The sequence below is a fragment of the Bacillus sp. MUM 116 genome (assembly GCF_001866655.1).
GTDB lineage: Bacteria > Bacillota > Bacilli > Bacillales > Cytobacillaceae > Neobacillus.
Map to the genome: position 1 here is coordinate 1 of NZ_MLYR01000031.1, position 22,227 is coordinate 22,227.

A 22,227-nucleotide genomic window follows, 5' to 3' on the forward strand; every position below is an offset into this window, starting at 1 on the left:
GGGCTATGCCTACAAAAACCCTAGCTAACTTACCAATTAATTTCATAATTGATTTCATTTTCTTTATTTTTTTTACTTTAACATTGTGAGCGTGTATTGCTTGGAATTCTGGATTGTTCATCACAAGACTCATTGTTGCTAAGTAAAGGAATCGCCGTAGTCTAGATCTTCCACGTTTAGAAATGACAATTTGGCCTTTCCACTTACCAGAACTTGCTTCAGCTAGGTGTAATCCTGCATGGCGAAGTAGGGAATTACCATGCGAAAAACCACTAAGATCTCCTGCCTCACCTAATATACCTGCTAAAGATATTTCGCTAATTCCTTTAATGGTAAGTAATTTCTTTGCGAAAGGAATTTCATTCAATGCACTTTTAACTTGTTCTTCAACTCTTTCGAGTTGTAATACTGCTAAATCATATTCCTCCAATAATTGTGTCAAATGAAATTTATAAGCATCAAGTGCTTGTCTTGTACCTATAGATTTCTTAGCTAGCTGGAGGAGTAATAGGGCCTTTTTTAATCCAGGCTGCCTCTTCATTACAGATTTCCAACCAGTAATAACCTCGTGGGGCTGCATAATTTCTAAGTCCATAGGGGACGGGAATAAACGAAGAGTTGCGATTGCCTTTAGCCGTAATATCTTTAAACACCTGTCGGAGTTCAGGAAAAACAATATCTACCCAACGGTTTAATTGGTTAATAGAACTGACAAGTCGTTTAACAACAACATCACGGTTAGACATAAGGACCCTTAGTTTTTCAAATGTTTCTGATGTGTATCGAACCTCGGAGTAGTAACCGTTCTTTACCATATCAGCTATAACTAAGGCATCCTTTTTATCGCTTTTTGACTGAGTATTATCACGATTTTCTTTATTCCTTTTAACTAAATGTGGGTTTACTGTTACAACGTCAATATCTTGTATTAAAAGCCATTTTGAAAGATTGATCCAATAATGTCCAGTAGGTTCCATCCCAACTATAGCTTCATCTAAGTTATTTAATCTCTGGAGATTTTTAATCCAAGTTAGTAAACTGGCAAAACCCTCTTCATTATTTTTAAACGTAAGTGGATCTCCCACCACAATTCCACGGAAATTAACAGCTCTAGCAACGTGTAATTGTTGAGCAATGTTCACACATGTTTAACGGAAATTCTTTCAATTAGTTGATTTTGTTTGTTTTGCATTTTAAACTTCATAGTAAGGGTTCCTCCTTAAGGTTTTGAGTTAGATTGGTCTCTATACTCATATCTTACTGAGGAGCTCTATTTTTTTCAAAGTTGAAAAATAGCGATCTACAGGAATGCTAATCTGCCACGTTAGTGGAACAAGAAAAAAGGCTGCCGTAGCAACCTGATCTTATTCAACTCTAGCACCCGTTAGCTTAAAAAGAAAAAGCTACCAAAGGGTGGCAGCCAGACTTAAAAATCAAGTATCAGTTAGTATAATACATTTAAAAATTATCATTAACAAGATAGATATTGAACAGAAGCCAGATGAGCTATAGTTTATCCTATTGGTTAGTTTCATTACCTTTATTATCCTGATTACGAAAAACCTTAAAGAGTTTGTAGAAAAGATATATTCCGATTGCAAATGGAAGTGAAATACAGAAAGCAAAAAACCAAATTGTGTTAAATAAATGGTTGTTTATCCAATCATACATTGAAACCACACTAAAAATGAATTGTTCTTAGCGTTTCCCAAGTCACTGTGATTTACAATAAATGAGGATGGTCTTCTTCAACTTAAGCACCCTTTACTTTAAGTACATTACTTCACAATATTTTTTACACCTCAAAAAAACTCAATCCCTTAAATATGTTGTCCATGCAAAAAGACGCCTTCTTATTAAAGAAAAGCGCCCTTTTCCAGAATAGACAAAAAGCTGATATTAACTGGTATTATTCAATTAAAAATCCTCAACTGTTAGTGATCAAGGAGTATAATTATTCTTGTCCGTTGTAGTTGAGTAACGGTGTTCATGCCAGTGACCTACGACTTTTAGGCGAGTATTGGACGAGAAACTTAATTCATTGGGCTTCCTCGTCGGCCGAGGGGCCGTAGATGCTCGGTACCGGAATATCGAGAAGCCGCAAATAAACCCCGAGCTGCGCCCGGTGATGAACCATGTGGCTTAATCCGAAGGTGCGGAGCGCGATCGCCCGCGGCTCTCGGAGGATGATATGGTCGCCGTGGCGCAGAGTCCATTCCTCGCCGAGCGCTTTCTCTTCGCATTCGTTGAGCAGCTTTTCCAACTTGCCGACGTTTACATCGAACTCCTCCAGAACGTCAGCGCGTTTTTCCAAAGGCTCGCGCCTCAGCGGCACGGTCGAAAGATCGAACTCCGGGTACTGAAAAATCGCGACTTGCCAGTTTAGCAGGTTGATCAGGTGCGTGGCCAGCCCGCCGAGCGTCATCGATTTCTCGTGCGGCTTCCACGACATATGCTCCTCGGGCAAGCGTTCCAGAATGCGGCGCGTAGTGGCCAGTTCATGCGATGCGTCGCCGACGATCAGTTTTTTGACCATAAATCCCTCTCCTCCCTTATGGGTATTGTAAAAGCAATTAACTTATTCTTCTTTAATATTCTTTATCAGAATGAATTATTCCTTTAAATATTATTATTTATCTAATGAGATCTTCAATTAAATGGACCGATTGTTGAATAAAAATAAATGACCATTCTTCAACTATACTGCCCCGTTAGTTTAAGTGAAACATTTCACAAATAGTCTTGGATCAGTATTCTTACTCTTACTGTTTCCTTCTCAATCTGGCCCTTAACATAAAGAAAGAGCACAATTCTTACTAAAGAATTGCGCACGATGTTGAAGACCATTGCTTAAATATTATTGTCAAAATCAGTATCAGTCAAAATTTTACCTTCCTTTTGCCGATCCAAATAAATTAACTCTTTATAATCCCAATTATATTTATATATATCCTTTAGCTTTTTATAAAATAATATAAGGTTAAAGTCTAAAGACATGATTTGATCATACGTGAACGTATGATAATACTTAAAATCAGGATGACTAACTAACCTAAACGCACACCTTACACATAAGATTGTTTTGTTACTAATCTTCAAATATTCACCTGGATAGTCTTCATTTTGAAAAACAGCAATTTTACAATTTTACATAAATCGCACTGTTGAAAAATTTAATTTTCTCATAAATAGTCCTCCTAAATTTTTGAATTAGAATACCTATACTACAATTGAAAAGGAATGAAACGGTACGACTTTATTTCAAATCAACAGGAGATCGTTCGGATATAATGAAAAAGCTTCACATTTGCCACAAAAAATTGTTCGTCTTTTGTACCAAAATGAAGTTTCGGCATCAGTACTTAAAAGTTATGAAGCTATTTTTAATTTAGTGAACTTAAGTAGAGGTCCCTGTAATGTAACTGTTGTTCTTCATTAATATAACTGTCGTTCTTCATACATAAAACTGTAACCAAGCTCTGATATAGTAAAAATGATCAATTCCAAGGATAACATTTTTCCCTAATAAAAAGCCGGACTTCCTGTGATATGAGGAAAGCCGGCTTTTTAATTCCCTTATCAGCCTGAACAGTACACCGAATAAAAACAATTGAGTGGATATCTTGGCCGTCCGTATTTGTAGGGATGCAGAAGACCAGTTTTTTATTTCTTATATTTTAACGAGTTTATACCAGGCAAGCAATTATAACTAACTGGCACTTAATTAACGAAATTAGTAAATCCCCTTTAAAAGGGACAAATATAGGAAAATAATTTCATATTGCCAATCATCTCATTTGTTTTATATTTATTATCGAAAGATTTGTATTTTTAAAATCATGTTAAAATGAAATAAATATTAAACAGAGTATGTGAAAAGGTACACTTAAACTCACCGGGCAGGTTAGTTCAACAAAAAAGATATTAGAGGAATATTACAGTAAATGTTGAATTTAATATTTAATTGTTCATAAATAGAATGGGAGATTTTATGCCATACCATTTTGGAGTAAAGGTACTTGAAGGTAAACGTGGATTGAAGTTAACACGAGAAAAATATGCAATAGTTAGTAATAAAAATTCATTAGTTCGATTTTCTAGGGATATTTACGGCTCTATTTCCTTTAAAACGTATTGTACACATTTGCACATGTTTCTGAAGTTGGTTCATAAAAGCAATGCAGCTTGTATCGAGAAACAAACGGCTGATTATACCATGTGGATGGACAATCCCCAGGGGGTCTAAAATACCAGAGACTGAATTTTGCCGGCCAGAACCTTTGCCCGTCGATTACTTTTTGGGCTAACCGTTTTTCTGATGATCTCGCTGCTTGATAAAAATATCCATGTGTAACCGCCTCAAATGCATGTTCTTTAAACACCATTTGCGGAATGGTTCGAAGCCCTTTAAAATCAGAACAATTCGCCCGAATTCGGTTAATCCCAACGTTACCGACCAAAAGCACTCCAAGCTCGCCTTCCCCTTCTGCTTCTGCCCGCAATAATCTAGCCAAAAGATCGATATCTGAACTTCTTGCTTTCACTACTCCCATTACGTCACCTCCATGTTGTTCAACAATAGCATATTCTCATTAAGGGAAGTGATGACCATCTTTATATTTTAAAGTGCATCTAAGGCAATTTTTATCCTATTGAAACATTATATAATTTTACAAATTAGAAAAATTCGGGGACAAAATAAGAGCATTTAGTTCTATTAACCAAGGGTGCCAGGCTTAAATAACATTATTTTTAGTTAATTTGTACATATATTTTCAGAATATTCTTACTATAAAATAAATTGAGTTAACATCATTAAGGTTAGGAGGAACGATACTTAAAAGCTTTTCAGTTTTTATTCATAATTAGGATAGGGGAGATGTCTATGAACGAAAACCAAGAAGGCAATAATCAATTACGGCGATCAATAAAGGGCAGGCATTTATTCATGCTTACTCTAGGAGGAACAATTGGTACTGGTCTTTTCTTAAGTTCAGGTTATACGATTGGACAAGCTGGACCCGGAGGAGCCCTTATTGCCTACCTTGTAGCCGGTTTGCTAATGTACCTCGTCATGGTTTGCCTCGGGGAATTATCGTTAGTTATGCCCGTTTCTGGTTCCTTTCAGGCTCATGCCACTAAGTTTATTGGTCCTGCAACAGGATATATGATTGGATGGGTCTACTGGATGAGCTGGGGGACAACGGTAGGCTCGGAATTTACGGCAGCCGGTATTTTAATGAAAAGGTGGTTTCCTGATACACCCGTATGGATTTGGAGTGCGTTTTTTATTATTTTACTCTTTTCTTTAAATGCATTGACTACAAAAGCATTTGCCGAGTCTGAATATTGGTTTGCTGGTATTAAGGTTACTGCGGTTATTCTTTTCATTATAGTTGGCGGAGCAGCAATTTTAGGAGTAATTCATATTGGAGATCAACCTGCACCATATCTTTCTAATTTTATTGGAGAGGGCGGCCTGTTTCCTAAAGGATTTACGGGTGTATTCATTACGATGATGACAGTTATATACGCCTTTCAGGGGTCGGAAGTCTTTGGTGTTGCAGCTGGAGAGACGGAAGAACCGGAAAAAAATATCCCAAGATCTATTCGAAACATTGTCTTTCGTCTGCTGATCTTCTATGTTGGTGCTATTTTCGTCCTGTCTGCAATCGTTCCATGGAAAAAAGCAGGTTTGATGGAAAGTCCTTTTGTTACTGTTTTCGATATGGTTGGAATCCCTTATGCAGCTGATATTATGAATTTTGTTATTTTAACAGCCCTCTTGTCAGTAGGGAATTCTGGCCTTTTTGTTGGTACGCGTATTCTCTACTCCATGTCGCAAAATGGGATGGCACACACTATTTTCTCAAAACTTACAAAAAGAGGAGTCCCGCTTAATGCATTGCTTATTTCCCTTGGATTTGCACTGTTATCACTACTATCCAGTCTATTCGCACCAGGAACAGTCTTTCTTATGTTGTATTCTGTTGCCGCAATTGGGGGAACCATAGCTTGGCTCGTCATTGCATGGGCACAATACAATTTTCGAAAACAATTTATTAAAGCAGGGGGAAATCTAAAAGATTTAAAATTTACCGTCCCCTTTTTCCCTATCGTTCCAATTTTGTGTATTTTAATGTGTTTGTTTATCCTCGGATTTACATTGTACGATCCAACACAGCGTCTATCTTTATTAATCGGTTTAGGATTTATGGCAGCATGCTATCTTTTTTACTATTTTAGATACGGACGAACAAAGACGCTGTCGCCACTTTTAACAAATCAATCTCAAGATGAATTTGTCAAAACACAAGAATAGTATAAACCAAGCAATATTTAAATAAAGAAAACTCGCCGACTGGCGAGCCCCTAAGGGCGATTCATGAGGCGTAGTTGCACTTATGCCTGATAGGAAAGTTATACTTTCCTATCAGCAGGCAAAAAAGAAGCAAGCTCACACATCGTGTGAAACTGGCTTCTTTTTGTTTACTTTAATCAGTAATGAGGACATCTAAAGCAATTCGTTAACTGCCTTTTTTACCAGATCCATATGCGGGTTCACAACGTCCTATTTTAAATAATTTTTGCTTGAACCAAATCTCCGCCGGTAGACATATTGATGAATATTGTCAAGTGTATATTACAACAGGTGATATAAATTCTCGAAAAAAGTCTTATAAAAAAAGACTTTTTTCTTTTTGTGAAATCTGTTTAATAAATACCCAAAAAATCAGCCCTTGTCCATTACATTTCAATATCTTGTACATATATTATGATTACCACCAGCGAGCCAGACATATTACATTACCTTCTCGGATATAAAGAACGTTTGCCTATAAAGCAGACGTTTCTTTGCATTTATAGGCAAATGGTATATTTTTCCTTCTCGATATGATGTTTGTCCAAGCGATTCTTGTCTTATGAAATATTATACATAGTGAAAGTTTTATTTTGGACATTCTAACAGGTGGTGATAAGTATGTGCGGATTTGGTTACGGAGGATTTGGCTACGGTGGTTTCGGCGGAGGCAGTACATTCGTTTTAATCGTAGTATTGTTCGTCCTTTTAATTATTGTTGGTACTTCTTTTATTTTTTAATAAACCAATACACGTTCTAGCAGAATGAATCATTAAGGCTGGAGGTGTAATAAATGGACGGAGTAGGAAGTAGTTTCGCGTTAATCGTAGTATTATTCATCCTCCTTATCATCGTTGGTACAGCATTTGTGTTCTACTAATAATAAGATGGATGGAGCAGGAAAAAGGCCCTTTATCGGGCCTTTTTTCGATTATCGTATATTTTGAGCGGATTGTTGGTGGGACCCCATAAAGATCCTTGATGGGCTATTTTTATTCTTGGCTCAGTTAAAGAATGACCCAATTAAAAGACCTTTAGAGGTCTTTTTTGTATGTCTTCTTAAAGTAATGCACCCGTTACTTTAAGTACAATTCTGCACAATGTTACTTTGAATTCGGGAAGGACGAACAGCAGAGATCCTCGTTCTTTTTTTTTCGCTCTAGAATAGTATTTTTATAAAGGGTGTATCATATGGAGTTATTTATATATTCTTTTTCATAAATTAGATTTAGGTTTCAATTTTTGTAAAAAAGTTTATTCGTTTCCTATCTAAATTACTCCACAATCGCGCCTTTTAATTGAATCAGAACGGACTATATTTTATTGAAATCATGGTCAACAAAGATCTTCATTTTATCTGTATAAGAACGCTAAGTTTCCATGTTTGTAATTTTGCCGAAAAGTAATGCATCATAATACTTATTCTCTATAAAATAGTGGTCCTTTAATCTTCCTTCTAACTCATATCTATTCTTTTCAAGTATCCGTGCAGAGCCAATATTGGCATGAACTACCACGGCATGGAGTTTATGAAGATTAAGTGATTTAAATGCAAAATCACTCATCAATGCAACAATCTCTGTGCCATACCCCTTACCCCAATATTGTTTATGTAACACATAACCAATTTCAGCTTTGTTTGCTTCTTTGTCAAAATTGAAAATCATGGCTGTCCCTATTATTGCTTGTGTTAATTTTTCAACAATGGAGGAATATAAATGAGTACCTACCGACTCACGGTTTAACATTACTTCAATGTGCTGACGAGATTCCTCTAAAGTATTCATCAAATTCCAGCCAATAAATCGTGAAACTTCTTGATCTGACGCATAATGATGTATCTCTTGAACATCCTCTATCCTAAGTGCTTTGAAATAGATTTTTTCACCCTCCAATGAATGAAATAAATCAGCCTGTTTCTCCATTTTAACCTCCTCTAACTTCGTTTTATTAATGTACCTTTTTTATTTTTATCTATATTTTCAAGATAATGCTTTATTTCATCGCATTTCTTTTCTTTTGTAAGTTTTATCAAATTCCCCATATTTCCTCTCCCTTTTTGTTATATCAACAACGCATACGTTTTTACAATCCTTATCGAATAATGTTCAAAAAAATATGGTTAAGGATTTTTGATAAGACCTTCCATTTAATGAACTCCCTCGATTAAAATTATACTCTAAGATACAATCAATCTTGTATCAAAACTTTAGTGATTTGATTCAAAAAAGTAAAAAAAGCATAACCATTTGGCTACGCTTTATAATGCTTGTCCTTATTTTCTATTTTAAATTCGGTTTCTGTAGCTGCACTTTGTAAAGCAACTAACTCGATGGAATAAATAACAGCATTACTCGATTTTCACAAAAAAATAACTCGAAGATAGAAAAAGCAGCTAAAATCTAGTAAGATATCTACATGTGACATTAGATAAGGGGTTAAAAAAATGAGCGTATTAAACGTACAAAATTTAAGTCACGGTTTCGGTGATCGTGCGATTTTTAATAATGTGTCTTTTCGACTTTTAAAAGGAGAGCACGTTGGACTAGTTGGGGCAAATGGTGAGGGTAAGTCTACTTTCATGAATATTGTTACTGGGAAGTTGCAACCTGATGAGGGGAAAGTTGAGTGGTCACGAAAAGTTCGTGTTGGTTATTTAGATCAGCATGCTGTACTTCAAAAAGGTACTACGATGCGTGAAGCTTTGAGTACTGCTTTTCAATATCTTTTTGATGCTGAATCAGAGATTAATGAACTTTATGCAAAAATGGGTGATGAAGGCGCTGATATCGATGCATTACTTGCAGAAGTTGGAGAGCTACAAGAAACTTTAGATAGTAATGATTTCTATCGAATTAATTCAAAAGTTGAGGAAGTTGCTCGTGGTCTAGGATTAGACGATGTTGGACTCGATCGAGATGTAGATGATCTTAGCGGTGGACAACGTACGAAAGTTTTGCTAGCTAAGCTTTTGCTAGAAAAGCCTGAAATCCTATTACTAGACGAGCCTACGAACTATTTGGATGAACAGCATATCGAATGGTTGAAGCGCTATTTACAGGAATATGAGAATGCATTTATCTTGATTTCACATGATATTCCATTCTTGAACAATGTTGTTAACTTGATCTATCACATGGAAAACCAAGAGTTGAATCGCTATGTTGGTGACTATGATAACTTCTTAAAAATACATGAAATGAAGAAGCAACAGCTAGAGTCCGCTTACAAGCGTCAACAACAAGAAATAGCTGATTTGAAAGATTTCGTTGCTCGTAACAAGGCAAGTGTTGCGACTCGTAATATGGCGATGTCTCGTCAGAAGAAGCTCGACAAAATGGAAGTTATTGAATTGGGGAAAGAGAAGCCGAAACCAGAGTTTAATTTCAAAGAAGCCCGTGCAAGTAGTCGTTATATTTTCGAGGCTGAAGATCTTGTTATTGGTTACAATGAACCACTTTCTCGCCCTCTGAATTTGAAAATGGAGCGCGGACAAAAAATTGCATTTGTGGGTGCAAACGGTATTGGTAAGTCTACTCTTTTAAAAAGTATTCTTGGGTTGATTAATCCAATTGCGGGTAAAGTGGAACGTGGTGAGTATCAATACATCGGTTACTTCGAGCAGGAAGTTAAACAATCCAACTACAACACTTGTATTGAAGAGATTTGGAGCGAGTTCCCAAGTATGAATCAGGCTGAAGTCCGTGCTGCTCTTGCAAAATGTGGATTAACGACGAAACATATTGAAAGTAAAATCGAAGTCCTTTCTGGTGGCGAAAAAGCCAAAGTTCGATTGTGTAAAATTTTAAACACAGAAACGAATTTATTAATTCTAGACGAACCTACCAATCACTTGGATGTGGACGCAAAAGAAGAATTGAAGCGTGCTTTAAAGGCATATCGCGGAAGTATTTTGATGGTATCCCACGAACCTGATTTCTATCGTGAAATTGCGACCGATATTTGGAATTGTGAGGATTGGACTACGAAAGTGTTTTAAATAAAAATTAAGGGGTACCCAATGGATAAAAGATCACTTGGGTACCCCTTTTTATAAACCATCCAAAATTTTTAATATTTTGTCATTCAGTAGTAAAAACTATGTCAGGAATGGTACATTTCATTGGCTGTAATCAGGGGATTTTTTCTTGTTTATCGCTTCTTGCTTTGAGGCTAAATGGGATTTTAACATTTCTGCATCTAAATTAAGAGTTTCGTCACTAGATAGGTCTATGACATTTAACATCTCTTTTTCTAATTTTTCTATCTGTTTTTTTAGATTGTTAGCTTCATTCTCTAAAGGATTTAACTCATAGCCTAATATTATGAACAATTCTTATATCAAGAACAACAAAGTTTAAGAAAAGAGCCTTATCTTATTAGCTAAATATCCCAAACCAATGACAAGAACTGTAATAGCAGTAGGAATCAACAAATGGTAATCTTGTGGAAGAATATACTCGAATTTTGGTTCTCCCACCATCATTTCACCTGCTGTCCAAGCTAATATTCCAGCACCAGCATAAGAAATGATGGGGTGCTTTTCCATTGCCTTTAATATCAATTGGCTGCCAAAAACAACGAGAGGAATACTCACAATAACTCCAATCATGATACCGGCGATATTTCCTTCAACCGCCCCAGCAATAGCTAGTACATTATCAAGGGACATGATGGCATCAGCCGTAATAATGGTTTTCACAGCGGAAATGAAACTTGAACCCCCTTCTCGATGAGAGTCGTTATCATTATCTATTAGAAGTTTTATGGCAATATACACGAGAAGAAGACCACCTAAAAAAGTTACGAAAGGTAATTTTAGTAGGTAAACAATTGCTACTGCAAAGATTAAACGTAAAATAATAGCTCCAAATGTTCCCCAAAAGATTGCTTTCTTTTGTTGCTTCTTTGAAACATTACGTGATGCCATCGCGATTACAACTGCGTTATCCCCACTTAATACAATATTGATTAAAATAACCTCCAAAAGAACCGCAAAAGACAAACCAAAGATCTCCAAACTATTCACCTCTGGAACAAGCTAACTAAGTCATTATATTAATTTGAGGTTTAAAAAAGACCCGATTTGTGATATTCTGCGATCCTTTACCAATTGATTTTCCTAATACCACTTAATTTTTTATTTTATATATATGTGATGCTTATCGGAGCATATTAGAACCGCCAAGCTTCAATAAGGATTAAAGTAAATAAGAAGCCCATGGATGTATATTTTAATTACTTGCAGCTTTAAAGAAAAGCCTATTCAAGATTTATTGTTCTTGAATAGGCTTGATTGTTTTTTGAAAAAAAACCCATTTACTTATAATACGGTTACCCATTTCATTCTATTTAAGAGGCCGAAATCTATAATTTTAATGGCTGCCCCTCAAATGCTTTAACCTCTAATGGTGCAGTCAAAAAGTCTTTTGCATTTGCTACGAACTTGGTAAAGTGCTCGCTTGAGTTATGATTGGCAACAGCTTGCATATCCTGCCAAATCTCCACCATCGTAAATACATTTTCGTTTTCTGTATCTTTTTGAAGGCGATATGAAATATTTCCGTTTTCTTCTCTTGAGGCAACAATTAACGGCTGAATTTCCTCTAGAAACATATCCTGTTTCGCTGGATTTATATGGAATGTTGCATGAATAATAATCATCGAACGTCAATCCCTTCTTATTTAGATTTCATTACTTCCATTGCGCGACTTGATCAATAGGCAGACGAACTGATGGGTGTCCGTCATCTGCTGCTTTACCAATAGAGATTAACATAACCGGAACATAACGTTCTTTATCCATTCCAAATGCTTCTGCAATTTTGTCTTTTTCATATCCGCCGATTGGATTTGTATCGTATCCATAAGCGCGGGCAGCAAGCATGAACTGCATGGAAACAAGTCCGCCATCCACTAAAACAATATCTTCCATAGCTTCACGTGAAATCGTTTCAAAATAGCCTGAAACGGAAGCATGAATTCCTTCTTTTACTTCTAAAGGCATAAATCCCTTCTCTACAGCTGTGCCGTAGATTTCTTCAAATTTCTCAAAATTATTCAAATCACCAAATACGGCAATAACTGCTGAAGATGTTTCAACTTGAGTTCGGTTAAAACGTGCCAGTGGGGCAAGTGTTGCTTTTGCCTCAGGACTTTCAATCACAAGAAAGCGCCATGGCTGCATATTAACAGAAGAAGGAGCACGTGTTGCTAATGTAAGAATTTCTGTCATTTCTTCATGGCTGATTTTTACCGATTTATCATAATTTTTAATGGAACGGCGTTCTGATACAATTTTATTAAAATCATTCGTTATTTGTGTTGTTGTCATAGAAGTCATTATTATATTCTCCTCTTTTCGTTATGAGTATTATTTATAATATTTGAGTTCTTTAAATAATTTTATCCATTTTAGACAAAAATATTATAAAGTGTCTAAAATATTAACTGTGTATAACCTTACTCCACTTTCTTTTAGTTGTAAACTGAAAAGAATTGGAATATCAGAATTTGAATGAACACCTTTGGATTATGATATAATTTCCTGATAAAGGGAGTGGTAGTATGAGAAAAATTGCACCTGATGAAAGACAGATAATGAGAAAAGCTTATGTAAAAAAGTTAATCCATGTCGTTCGGACTAAAGGATTCCTTTCCCTTACCATTCAAGATATCGCAAAAACGATGAATTTAAGCCGGGCTTCATTGTATAACTACTTTTCTTCGAAGGAAGACATTATTATGGAGTTGACTAATCTCTGTATTGATTATATAAATGAAGCTGGTCAAACCATTTCCAATGAAGAGTTATCTTATCCACTTCGTTTCCAAAAAGTGTTTGAACAAGCTGTTTTTTCAGCTGTCTATGCTTCAGATATTTATTTGACTGATTTAAAAACAAGCTGTTTGCATCTTTATGAAAAAAAGATGCACTCAAGAAAAGAACAACTATCTGCCATTCATACCTTTTATCGAAATGGCATGAAAGCAGAAGTTTTTAATCAATTGAATCCCTCGATCTTAATTATTCAGGATGAAACTGTACTAGGGAAATTGGTGAATACATCCTTTTTAGTGGAAGAAGAATTGTCATTGAAACAGGCTCTATTGGATTTTTATGTAGCGAAGAAAACCCAAGTCCTAAAGCCCGAATACTTGCAAAACACGGAAAATGAAGATATTAATGCGATGGTAGAAAGCATCCTCAAGAACCTGGCAGCCATCTAATGACCATACTAAAGACTCTTACGCGCTGGTAAGAGTCTTTAGTAATTTTTTGTTTGCAGCTATACGTTTTTAAACGAACTTTATATTTTCTGTTGAATTCTGTTTAAAATGGTTGATAGTGTTTGATTTAAATTTTTTAACTCCTTCATGTCTATGGACAAATTTTCTAGCAATTTTGAAGGAATACATTGAGCTTTGTCTTTTAGTTCTTCACCTTTTTTGGTTAATGAAATGATGACCGTTCTTTCATCCTCTAATGATCTTCGGCGTTCAATAAGATTATTCCCTTCCATTCGCTTTAGCATAGGTGATAACGTTCCCGAATCTAAAAATAACTTTTGGCCAAGCTCTTTAACCGTCACCGATTTTCCCTCCCAAAGTACCAATAATACTAAATATTGAGGATACGTTACATCCAACTCTTCTAATAAATTTCTGTATAATTTAGTGATTTCACGTTCGGCTGAATAAATCTTAAAACATATTTGGTTCTCGAGTTTTAATTGATTATTTTCCATTTTCTTGTCCTTTCATCTTTCATTAGTACCATTATAATACAATAAACAATTATTTAAACCACAACTTAATTTTACACAACTTAATTATTGACTTCAGAATACTTTATCGATAATATAATTTTATAAAATAAATTGTGCGCAATTAAATTTTATAAAATTATATTTCGGGGTGATTTTTTATGGAATTATTATATACCGCAAGTGCTACAGCAGAAGGTGGCAGAGCAGGGAAAGTAACTAGCAGTGATGGAACATTAAATTTGGCCCTTTCAATGCCAAAATCTTTAGGCGGTCAAGGAAAAGAAAATGCAACGAATCCAGAGCAATTATTCGCTGCCGGCTATGCAGCCTGCTTCGATAGTGCGCTAAATTTGGTCGCACGACAAGCGAGAAAACGAATTGACTCTAAAGTTACGGCGGAAGTTTCACTTGGAAAAGATCAGGATGGAGGGTTTAAATTAGCTGCGGTCTTAAACGTGTCGATCAAAGGGGTATCATTAGCAGAGGCTGAGGAATTAGTCCATAAAGCTCATAGTGTTTGTCCTTACTCTAAAGCAACAAATGGGAATATGGATGTTAAATTAATAACGAATGTAATCTAAAATTTCTCAGCTAGAAACATCTTGGTGACGAATTTATTGATAGGAAATTCTCACTTTCATGGGTGCTCTAATGGGTGCGATTATTTCCACACAATTTTACTGTTTTCAACAACCGGAAGTAGGTATTATAGACGCAGTAGTTAATGCAGTTGCATTCCTTGAAGCCGGTTTGCCTTTATCTCCATTTTAAATAGGATGAATTGAAAAGAACTGTAGACAAATGTCTACAGTTCTTTGTTTTTAACATCTTATTGCTTAAGGAATTAAAACTACTTTTAAAACCTCATTTACTTATGGTACGGTTCACCCTGATTAATCCCAAAACACTCATATTAAAGATCTAAAAAATGGGGGTCAGTCCCTTTTCAAGATATTTCTCCTCATTTGATAATGTAACCCTTAAGTATTCACAAAGTTGACAGCCTTTCTGGCGGATTCAACAAGGTTTTATATTTTATCTGAATTATATTTGCTTATAATTACAAATTATGTTCCGATAATTACTCTTAGGAACAACTTAGACTTAGGATTGTAAAACAAGAGGATGAAATGCCAGATTGGTATACCTTTTGGTATCGTTTTGCTATGAAAAAATGCCGTGGTTTCTTTCTCTCAATCCATTATTAATGTCTAGCTTTGTTTTTCCTCTGGCTGACTCTGTTTTTGGCTCTCCTTTTGGGAGAATTCCATGTTGGAGATAATTTTACTTTCACTGTTTAACCACTGCATAAGCCAGCCTTTCTTTTTCGGCTTTTCTTCCTGGACTGCTGCAACTTCCTTACCCGCATTCATGACTTCCTCACGGGATTTATTTCCAGCACTCATGACTTCTTCTCGGGCTTTCTTAACAGCACTTATGACTTCCTCTCGGGCTTTCTTAACAGCATTCACGATCTCCACACGGGCTTTCTTCACTACTTCTTTATTGCCATTTGTTACTTGTTGGTTAACTGACGCTGCTTCTTCATTGGCCACTGTTTTTTCTTCATTGGCTTTTGCCATTTCATTCTGATCTGCCTGCACCAGCTCCCGTTGCTGCTTACTTTCCCGAAGCGAATAAATCAATTCCCCAATCGTCGTAACCACACCCGCGGTAACGGCAGCACCAATCACAACATTTCTCCTTTTCATCTTCCACTCTCCTTTTTTGTTTGATTTATGCAAATTCCTGGTTGAACCATAAATCGCAAAAAAACATGAGGAAAATCCTGAAGGCTCTTATATCTTTATTTTACCATCAACAGGTGCTCTCTAAAGTTACAAATAAATAACATTTTGAATTTTCCGATTTTAATGTTTATAAAATAAAACAACCAAAGAAGCAGGCTTGTCAGCTACCGTTGTGTGTGTCTTTTGTTTCTGACGTTCCAATAGTGAACATGGCCGAAGGCATCTATTGAGAAAAAGGTATACCATAGGCTGTGGAATCGCCCTTAGTAAATGAAGTGATATAAAAAATAATGTAGATTTAATTGTCTTCACATGTGTGTAAATTTTTTAATTCACCTTAATTGAAGGTCTAATAAGAATAATCCACAATAAATGTTTTGGAAAATCTCTTAGTATATTAGGTTTAGATCAAGGTATATTAAAAAAAGTTATAGACTAAGTTCAGCCAGATATTTCTGGTTGATCATTTTATATGGTGTGATTATAACGGTGGCCGGGGTAGGATGTCATAACCAATTCATTTTTTTATTGAGAAAATAGATATGTTTATTACTAACCCATTGTCTCCCTGAACAATTTCGTGTGCCATATACTCACTTCCTTATTTTCAGAAAAAACTTTTATAAAAGTTTTTTCACTTCTTGATATCCTTTATCAAGTAAATCAATATCCCCAGACCATACTTGAATTTTTTCTTGATTTTCTTCAACGGTATTAAATATTTGATCAAAGTCATAATCAATATACTCAAGACTACGAAGCTTAATTAGGTGAGGTATAGCCTGACAATTATTTTTAAATCCTAGATCTTTAAATTTTATCGGCTGATCATAGTTGTATTTTAATTTATAAATAACAAATAAAAGCTTTAGTTCAAGGTCATTTAACATCATATCACCCTCTCAACATTCAAATTTAACAAGTCTTTTACAAGGGGTATTAGTAATCAAAAATTTTAATCAATAAAAAACCTTCGTTTATCTTTTTCCAAACGATTACAATTAAGAGTATTCTAAAATTTCAAAATTAATTTTTCCTTAACAAAAAAATGTTTAATTAATTAACATTAATTTTTGACTAATAAAGAAGACACCCATTCGGGTGCCCTTTTTAAATTTTTTCATTTATTTTTTCACTTCCAATTAATGTAACCTGCCCCATTAACCTCCCAACAATATCTACGATAAACACGTTCTCAGACGGAACGGTTTGTTCAAGTGTGTAACAGCTTCAAATCTTCATTTTGATTTTCAGAACCTTTGATTAAGTTGAAACCCTTTGGATTGAAATACAAAAAGAAATTTCCAGTGAATAAATACTTCGCATACGAAATATTATGGTGGTAATAATTTGATTACCAAAAACAAGGAGGCTATTATTTTCATCCTGAATAATGAAATTCTCGAATCCTTTTCCGAAATCAAACGGGCAATTTATAAAATTGTTAAAACAGATGCAGATCGGGTGGGAATTACAGTTGTTCAGTTAAAAACTCTTCATTTAATTTCCATAAATCCGAATATTGGTTTAGGAGATTTAGCTGAAAAACTAAAGCTAACAAATAGTACTGTCAGCGGGGTCATTGACCGTTTAGTCTGTCAGGACTTGGTCGAACGGGCAGTACCACCTGAAAATCGCAGGGCGGTTTCAATTTATTTAACCAATAAAGGAAAGGGAATATTGAAGTTTTTTATGTCCAATTCATTATTAATCAAAAAAATGAATCAAATACTCAATATGCCTGAGGAAGATATTAAACAATTATTGCAATTACACAAAAATCTATTATCAATCCTTTATATTGAGGAGGAAAAATGATGAAGCTTGGAAAAATGATTAGTTTAAATGTGATCATTTTACTGATTCTAGTTGGTGGAGGATTTGGAGCATATGCTTATTACAATCATTCTGTTAATTATTTGAGCACAGACAATGCTTCAATTACCGGTCAACAAGTGTCAATAGTTGCTCCAACATCAGGTAAATTAACTAATTGGAATGGAAACGTTGGAAGTTCGTTTTCAAAAAATCAACAAATTGGAACGATTCTTGCTTCAGGAACTGGAAAAGCAGCACCTGCAAACATACCAGTTAGTACTCCAACAAGCGGAACAGTAGTTCAAAATAATGTGGTCAAAGATTCATTTGTTGTTGCTGGTACGCCTTTAGCTACAACATTTGATATGAGTAATTTATGGGTAACAGCCAATATAGATGAAACAGCTATTGATGAGATCAATGCAAATCAGGATGTTGATATTTATATTGATGCTTTCCCTAACACTCCTTTAAAAGGAAAAGTAGACTCAATTGGGCTGTCAACTGCAGGAACTTTTTCGATAATACCAGCAAATAATACCACCGGTAACTATACAAAAGTTACTCAAGAAATTCCTGTTAAGATCACAATTGATGATTCAAAAAGACTTAATCTTGTTCCTGGTATGAACGTAACCGTGAAAATCCATAAGTAGGTGATAAGATGTTTATATTAATCACGGTTTATGTTAGTTTAGCCATTATACTGTTGCTATTTATAAATTTCAGGATACTGAAACAAAAAATGCCGAATGTTGAGCAAACACAATTAGACCAAGAGAAAATAGATAAAGTCAAAATGGATCCAGAGAAAAAGATGAATGAAGAGGAAAGGGAAAATATTACACGACCCGAATTAAAGAATACAGAACTTAAGAATCAATTGGCTGAATCATTGTATGAAATAGACCGGATTAAGTCCCCAGCATTACAGATGACTATCATTATTCTTGGAGTGTTTATGGCTATTTTGGACACTAGTGTAGTCAATGTAGCAATTCCCAAAATGGAGACTGCTCTGAACGCGAGTACTGATCAAATTCAATGGGTTGTTACCGGATACATGCTCGTACTTGGTATGCTCATTCCAATTTCCGGATGGTTGACGGATAAATATGGAGCTAAAAAGCTGTTCCTGTTTTCATTAGCCACTTTCACTATTGGATCAGCACTTTGTGGAGTTGCATGGAATCTTGAAACCATCATCATATTCCGCATCGTTCAAGCCCTTGGTGGGGCTTTGATGCAGCCAGTTGCCATGTCGATGATCTTCCGTATATACCCACCTGAACGTCGAGGGACTGTTATGGGCATTTTCGGGATTGCCATGATGGCGGCCCCCGCCTTTGGACCTGCACTAAGTGGATATTTAGTAGAATATTGGTCGTGGCGGTATATATTCTACATCAATGTTCCAATCGGCATTGTAGCTGCGATTCTTGGCGTCCTTAAGATGCACGAATTTCCACATGAGTCGAAAGGTAAGTTTGATCTTTTTGGTTTTATCTTTTCGATTATCGGCTTTGGAAGTCTATTATATGGATTTAATGAGGTTTCTTCTCAAGGATGGGGTTCTTCCGAAGTAGAGCTTTTTCTTTCAGTAGGTGTACTATGTTTAATCATTTTGGTAATTGTTGAGCTTAAAGTAAAAGAACCGATGATCCAGTTGCGGGTTTTCAAAAACTACCAATTTAACATGAGTCTTATCATCGTTTCAATTGTGAGTGTTTCAATGTTTGCGGGTATTTTCTTTCTTCCGCTTTATCTTCAAGATATCCGTGGGTTTTCAGCTGTTCGAACAGGACTTTTCATGACACCTGCAGCATTGGCATCAGCTGTCATCATGCCAATCAGCGGCCGATTATTCGATCGCATTGGAGCACGTCCGCTAGGAATTGTCGGATTGGTTATTGTTACACTAGCTACGCTGGGATTTACGAATTTGGGAGTAGAAACAAGTTCAAGCACAATTCAGTGGTTATACATTCTGCGCAACGCGGGAGTGTCAATGACGATGATGCCTCTTATAACAGCCGGTATGAACGCTATTCCGTTTGAGTTGACGAGTCAGGGTACGGCTATGAACAATACAGTACGGCAGGTTGCTGCCTCATTAGGAACGGCAATCCTTACGACTTACATGACCACACAGTCAAAAATTGCCGCTGCTCATATGGCTTGGCAAGTGACGGAAACCTCACCGTCCGGTCAATTTTTGACAAAGATGCAACAAATTCTGCAAATACATGGCATGGGAGCTTCTGGATCAAAACAAACTGCCGTAACCATGGTGAATGGAATGATTCAGCAGAAAGCATTTGTATCTGGGATGAATGCTGCTTTTATGGTGGCAGCCATTTTAACATTGGTCGGAATAATACTTATCTTCTTTTATGGAAGAAAAAAACCTAATATAGAAGATACGCCTGAAAAGGCACAAGCAGCAGTAATGGATTAGACGGAAATATTCATTGAACATGCTAAAATACCTACACATTTATATGAATTTGATGGAGTTAACACCTTGTATTGGAACTATTATCAAGTTTTAAATTAAATAAAGATAAGAAATTAAAGGACATTGCATATTTTATTTGGCTAATATGTAATGTCCCTGTTCCAACTTCTTGATTTGGAGAATATTTTGACAATAATACTGCTTCGGTTTGCCGAATGTTTCTCGCTTACAGTGTAACTTAAAAAAATAAATGGTAAATCAGTTGCTTCACTTTGCTCCTTAAAATACGCTGCGGTCTAACCTTTTGCGTCCCCCTCTATTAAATTCATATTTACTGGAACTTCTACCTTTAAAACATCCAAATTGTACGGAGGTTTGGAGAATTCCCTCATTGCTCCGATGACCTTATGAGGCTTTACCTTGGAATATTCTAAGCTTTTCACATTATCAATTTTGCATCGTACTATCTCATCCTAAACTTGTTGCTTTTGTCGGCTAGGAAGGCAACATCTCAGTCACCGTCCCTATAAAGATCCGTATAGTAAAAAAAGCAGACAAAAATATGTCCACTTTATTTTGTAAGATAATAAATATTTTTCCTATTAACAATATTTTCAACGTTTTGTTTCTGTTGTTTTTTATACTTCTTTTCGTAATTAACAAACATTGAAACATTGACTAAAATTCCTACAGCAATAGATAATAGAATCAGAGAAGATCCTCCATAACTGACAAATGGTAGCGGGACACCAGTAAGTGGGATGAGGCCAGAAATGCCCGCAAGATTAACAAAAGCTTGGATGCCAATCATGCTTGAAATACCGATAGCAAGTAAACTTCCAAATGGATCTTTGCATTGCAATGCAATATAAATCCCTCTTAACACTATATACGCTAATGTAATGATTACAAAACCAACACCCCATATTCCTAACTCTTCAGCAATAACAGCCATAATAAAGTCTGTATGTGATTCTGGCAAATAACCAAGCTTTTCGATCCCTTTTCCCAATCCTACTCCATTTATTCCACCATTACCAATTGCTATGTATGAATTTACAATGTGGTATCCAGAGGTTTCTTGGAACTTAAATGGATCTTTTAAAATTTCAAAACGATTCATTCGAGTTGATGTGAAAATTTTATTATAAAAAAGAAGAAAAAATGGTAACAGTACTATAACACCAAGTGTACCTAGTTTCGATAAATTTTTAATATTGATTCCAGAAGAAATAATGATTGCTCCAGAAAATAATAAAATAAGTTCAACTGTACCGAAATCCGGTTGAATGGCTATTAATACACAAACTACTCCTAAATAAAATAAAGGAGGTATAACCCCTTTTTTAAATTCATTTATATATTCCTGTTTTTTAGCATACTGTGCAGATAAATAAATAATCACGCAAAGCTTAACAAATTCTGACGGCTGAATACTAAACGGTCCAATTTTAAACCAACTTTGTGCATTCCCAGCCACATGTCCAAAGAGAAAAAGAGCCATTAGAATAAAAATGGATGAAAAAACAATCGTTATAAGTACTTTTTTGCTTTTCAAGGCTTTATAGGGGAATAAGGCAGTAATAACAAAGAAAAAAGCACCACATAGTAAAAATAATTTTTGTTTCTGATAGAAATAATCACTGGAAACTCCATATCTTTCTACAGCAGTAGCCATGCTCGCACTATAGACCATGATTAAACTAAAGAGAGATAATAAAGTTATCGCAATAATTAAAGTATAATCATAGGATTTTACAATTTTCTTAAACATCATTTCCTCCTCTTTATTAATTTCTAATAAATTTTTAGTAGGTATGTATCATAAATTAACACTAAATCTTACTTTGTATAAGAAAAGGTAATTTCGGCTTTACTATATCAAAAAAGTATTATGATTTTATTACAAATAAACTATAATTGGATTATTTTATGAATAATCGCAGCTAAATTTAAAAATATGTCAAAACTAATAGGATCCGAGCATAAACTATATTTTTTATTCGACTGGGAAAGATATCAGAAAAAATTTTATATAAGGAAAAATATCCCTGAGCGATCTATTGAAT

At 35.3% G+C, this 22,227-nt stretch carries 19 protein-coding genes and 2 pseudogenes; 9 read left to right on the forward strand and 12 right to left on the reverse strand.

All coding sequences use genetic code 11. The features are described from left to right. The 3 genes and pseudogenes from BIV60_RS09005 to BIV60_RS09020 form a co-directional block, all read right to left on the reverse strand. Positions 1–1,204: pseudogene (locus BIV60_RS09005) on the reverse strand (IS110 family RNA-guided transposase); the annotation flags it as partial. An 834-nt stretch (positions 1,205–2,038) separates the two neighbouring features. Continuing rightward, on the reverse strand, positions 2,039–2,536 hold the full coding sequence (locus tag BIV60_RS09010; protein WP_071355401.1) for a DinB family protein: 498 nt from the start codon (positions 2,534–2,536) through the stop codon (positions 2,039–2,041). Between the two features lie 1,588 nt (positions 2,537–4,124). After that, positions 4,125–4,553, reverse strand: coding sequence for a cell wall hydrolase (locus tag BIV60_RS09020; protein ID WP_071355403.1), 429 nt, complete (start codon positions 4,551–4,553; stop codon positions 4,125–4,127). 332 nt (positions 4,554–4,885) lie between these two features. Here BIV60_RS09020 and BIV60_RS09025 point away from each other — a divergent pair, with 332 nt between their 5' ends. The 3 genes from BIV60_RS09025 (at position 4,886) to BIV60_RS28250 (ending at position 7,242) form a co-directional block, all read left to right on the forward strand. Then, positions 4,886–6,322 carry an amino acid permease gene (locus BIV60_RS09025; RefSeq protein WP_071355404.1) on the forward strand — a complete coding sequence of 479 codons (1,437 nt, stop codon included), beginning with the start codon at positions 4,886–4,888 and terminating at the stop codon, positions 6,320–6,322. A 660-nt stretch (positions 6,323–6,982) separates the two neighbouring features. Further along, on the forward strand, positions 6,983–7,102 hold the full coding sequence (locus BIV60_RS28245; RefSeq protein WP_083402173.1) for a YjcZ family sporulation protein: 120 nt from the start codon (positions 6,983–6,985) through the stop codon (positions 7,100–7,102). Positions 7,103–7,155: 53 nt separating this feature from the next. Further along, positions 7,156–7,242, forward strand: a complete 87-nt coding sequence (locus BIV60_RS28250; RefSeq protein ID WP_083402174.1) for a YjcZ family sporulation protein — start codon at positions 7,156–7,158, stop codon at positions 7,240–7,242. 490 nt (positions 7,243–7,732) lie between these two features. On the opposite strand, the gene BIV60_RS09030 is transcribed toward BIV60_RS28250, so the two are convergent. Continuing rightward, the gene (locus BIV60_RS09030; RefSeq protein ID WP_071355405.1) at positions 7,733–8,287 is read right to left on the reverse strand and encodes a GNAT family N-acetyltransferase; all 555 of its coding nucleotides are present in this window, start codon (positions 8,285–8,287) and stop codon (positions 7,733–7,735) included. 521 nt (positions 8,288–8,808) lie between these two features. Here BIV60_RS09030 and BIV60_RS09035 point away from each other — a divergent pair. Further along, the gene (locus BIV60_RS09035; RefSeq protein WP_071355406.1) at positions 8,809–10,362 is read left to right on the forward strand and encodes an ABC-F family ATP-binding cassette domain-containing protein; all 1,554 of its coding nucleotides are present in this window, start codon (positions 8,809–8,811) and stop codon (positions 10,360–10,362) included. A gap of 357 nt (positions 10,363–10,719) precedes the next feature. Here BIV60_RS09035 and BIV60_RS09045 read toward each other — a convergent pair whose 3' ends face one another. The 3 genes from BIV60_RS09045 to BIV60_RS09055 form a co-directional block, all read right to left on the reverse strand. After that, on the reverse strand, positions 10,720–11,391 hold the full coding sequence (locus BIV60_RS09045) for a TerC family protein (protein WP_371261518.1): 672 nt from the start codon (positions 11,389–11,391) through the stop codon (positions 10,720–10,722). 338 nt (positions 11,392–11,729) lie between these two features. Beyond that, on the reverse strand, positions 11,730–12,026 hold the full coding sequence (locus BIV60_RS09050) for a putative quinol monooxygenase (protein ID WP_071355409.1): 297 nt from the start codon (positions 12,024–12,026) through the stop codon (positions 11,730–11,732). Positions 12,027–12,057: 31 nt separating this feature from the next. Beyond that, positions 12,058–12,696: a nitroreductase family protein gene (locus tag BIV60_RS09055; protein WP_071355417.1), complete on the reverse strand. Its 639-nt coding sequence runs from the start codon at positions 12,694–12,696 to the stop codon at positions 12,058–12,060. Positions 12,697–12,929: 233 nt separating this feature from the next. Here BIV60_RS09055 and BIV60_RS09060 point away from each other — a divergent pair, with 233 nt between their 5' ends. Next, positions 12,930–13,592, forward strand: coding sequence for a TetR/AcrR family transcriptional regulator (locus tag BIV60_RS09060; RefSeq protein WP_071355410.1), 663 nt, complete (start codon positions 12,930–12,932; stop codon positions 13,590–13,592). 80 nt (positions 13,593–13,672) lie between these two features. Here BIV60_RS09060 and BIV60_RS09065 read toward each other — a convergent pair whose 3' ends face one another. Next, positions 13,673–14,110, reverse strand: a complete 438-nt coding sequence (locus BIV60_RS09065; RefSeq protein WP_071355411.1) for a MarR family winged helix-turn-helix transcriptional regulator — start codon at positions 14,108–14,110, stop codon at positions 13,673–13,675. Positions 14,111–14,289: 179 nt separating this feature from the next. Between BIV60_RS09065 and BIV60_RS09070 the strand changes: the two genes are divergently transcribed. Then, positions 14,290–14,712 (forward strand): organic hydroperoxide resistance protein, encoded by a 423-nt coding sequence (locus BIV60_RS09070; protein ID WP_071355412.1) that lies wholly within the window; start codon positions 14,290–14,292, stop codon positions 14,710–14,712. A gap of 630 nt (positions 14,713–15,342) precedes the next feature. Here BIV60_RS09070 and BIV60_RS09075 read toward each other — a convergent pair. Both BIV60_RS09075 and BIV60_RS09080 read right to left on the reverse strand, forming a co-directional pair. Then, positions 15,343–15,843, reverse strand: coding sequence for a hypothetical protein (locus tag BIV60_RS09075; RefSeq protein WP_071355413.1), 501 nt, complete (start codon positions 15,841–15,843; stop codon positions 15,343–15,345). A gap of 659 nt (positions 15,844–16,502) precedes the next feature. Beyond that, positions 16,503–16,772, reverse strand: a complete 270-nt coding sequence (locus BIV60_RS09080) for a hypothetical protein (RefSeq protein ID WP_071355414.1) — start codon at positions 16,770–16,772, stop codon at positions 16,503–16,505. 460 nt (positions 16,773–17,232) lie between these two features. On the opposite strand from BIV60_RS09080, the gene BIV60_RS09085 reads away from it, so the two are divergent. Genes BIV60_RS09085 through BIV60_RS09095 form a run of 3 tightly spaced genes read left to right on the forward strand, consistent with a single transcriptional unit; the run spans position 17,233 to position 20,158 of the window. Continuing rightward, positions 17,233–17,700: a MarR family winged helix-turn-helix transcriptional regulator gene (locus tag BIV60_RS09085; protein WP_177177256.1), complete on the forward strand. Its 468-nt coding sequence runs from the start codon at positions 17,233–17,235 to the stop codon at positions 17,698–17,700. Beyond that, positions 17,697–18,356, forward strand: coding sequence for an HlyD family secretion protein (locus BIV60_RS09090; RefSeq protein WP_177177257.1), 660 nt, complete (start codon positions 17,697–17,699; stop codon positions 18,354–18,356). Before BIV60_RS09085 ends, BIV60_RS09090 begins: the two co-directional genes overlap by 4 nt. An 8-nt stretch (positions 18,357–18,364) precedes the next feature. Next, positions 18,365–20,158: a DHA2 family efflux MFS transporter permease subunit gene (locus BIV60_RS09095; RefSeq protein ID WP_083402176.1), complete on the forward strand. Its 1,794-nt coding sequence runs from the start codon at positions 18,365–18,367 to the stop codon at positions 20,156–20,158. 218 nt (positions 20,159–20,376) lie between these two features. Here the strand turns inward: BIV60_RS09095 and BIV60_RS30310 are convergent. Both BIV60_RS30310 and BIV60_RS09100 read right to left on the reverse strand, forming a co-directional pair. After that, positions 20,377–20,607: pseudogene (locus BIV60_RS30310) on the reverse strand (tagatose-bisphosphate aldolase); the annotation flags it as partial. A 122-nt stretch (positions 20,608–20,729) separates the two neighbouring features. Continuing rightward, entirely contained in the window at positions 20,730–21,932 is a 1,203-nt protein-coding gene (locus tag BIV60_RS09100) for an FtsW/RodA/SpoVE family cell cycle protein (protein ID WP_071355416.1), read from the reverse strand. Positions 21,933–22,227 lie beyond the last annotated feature (295 nt).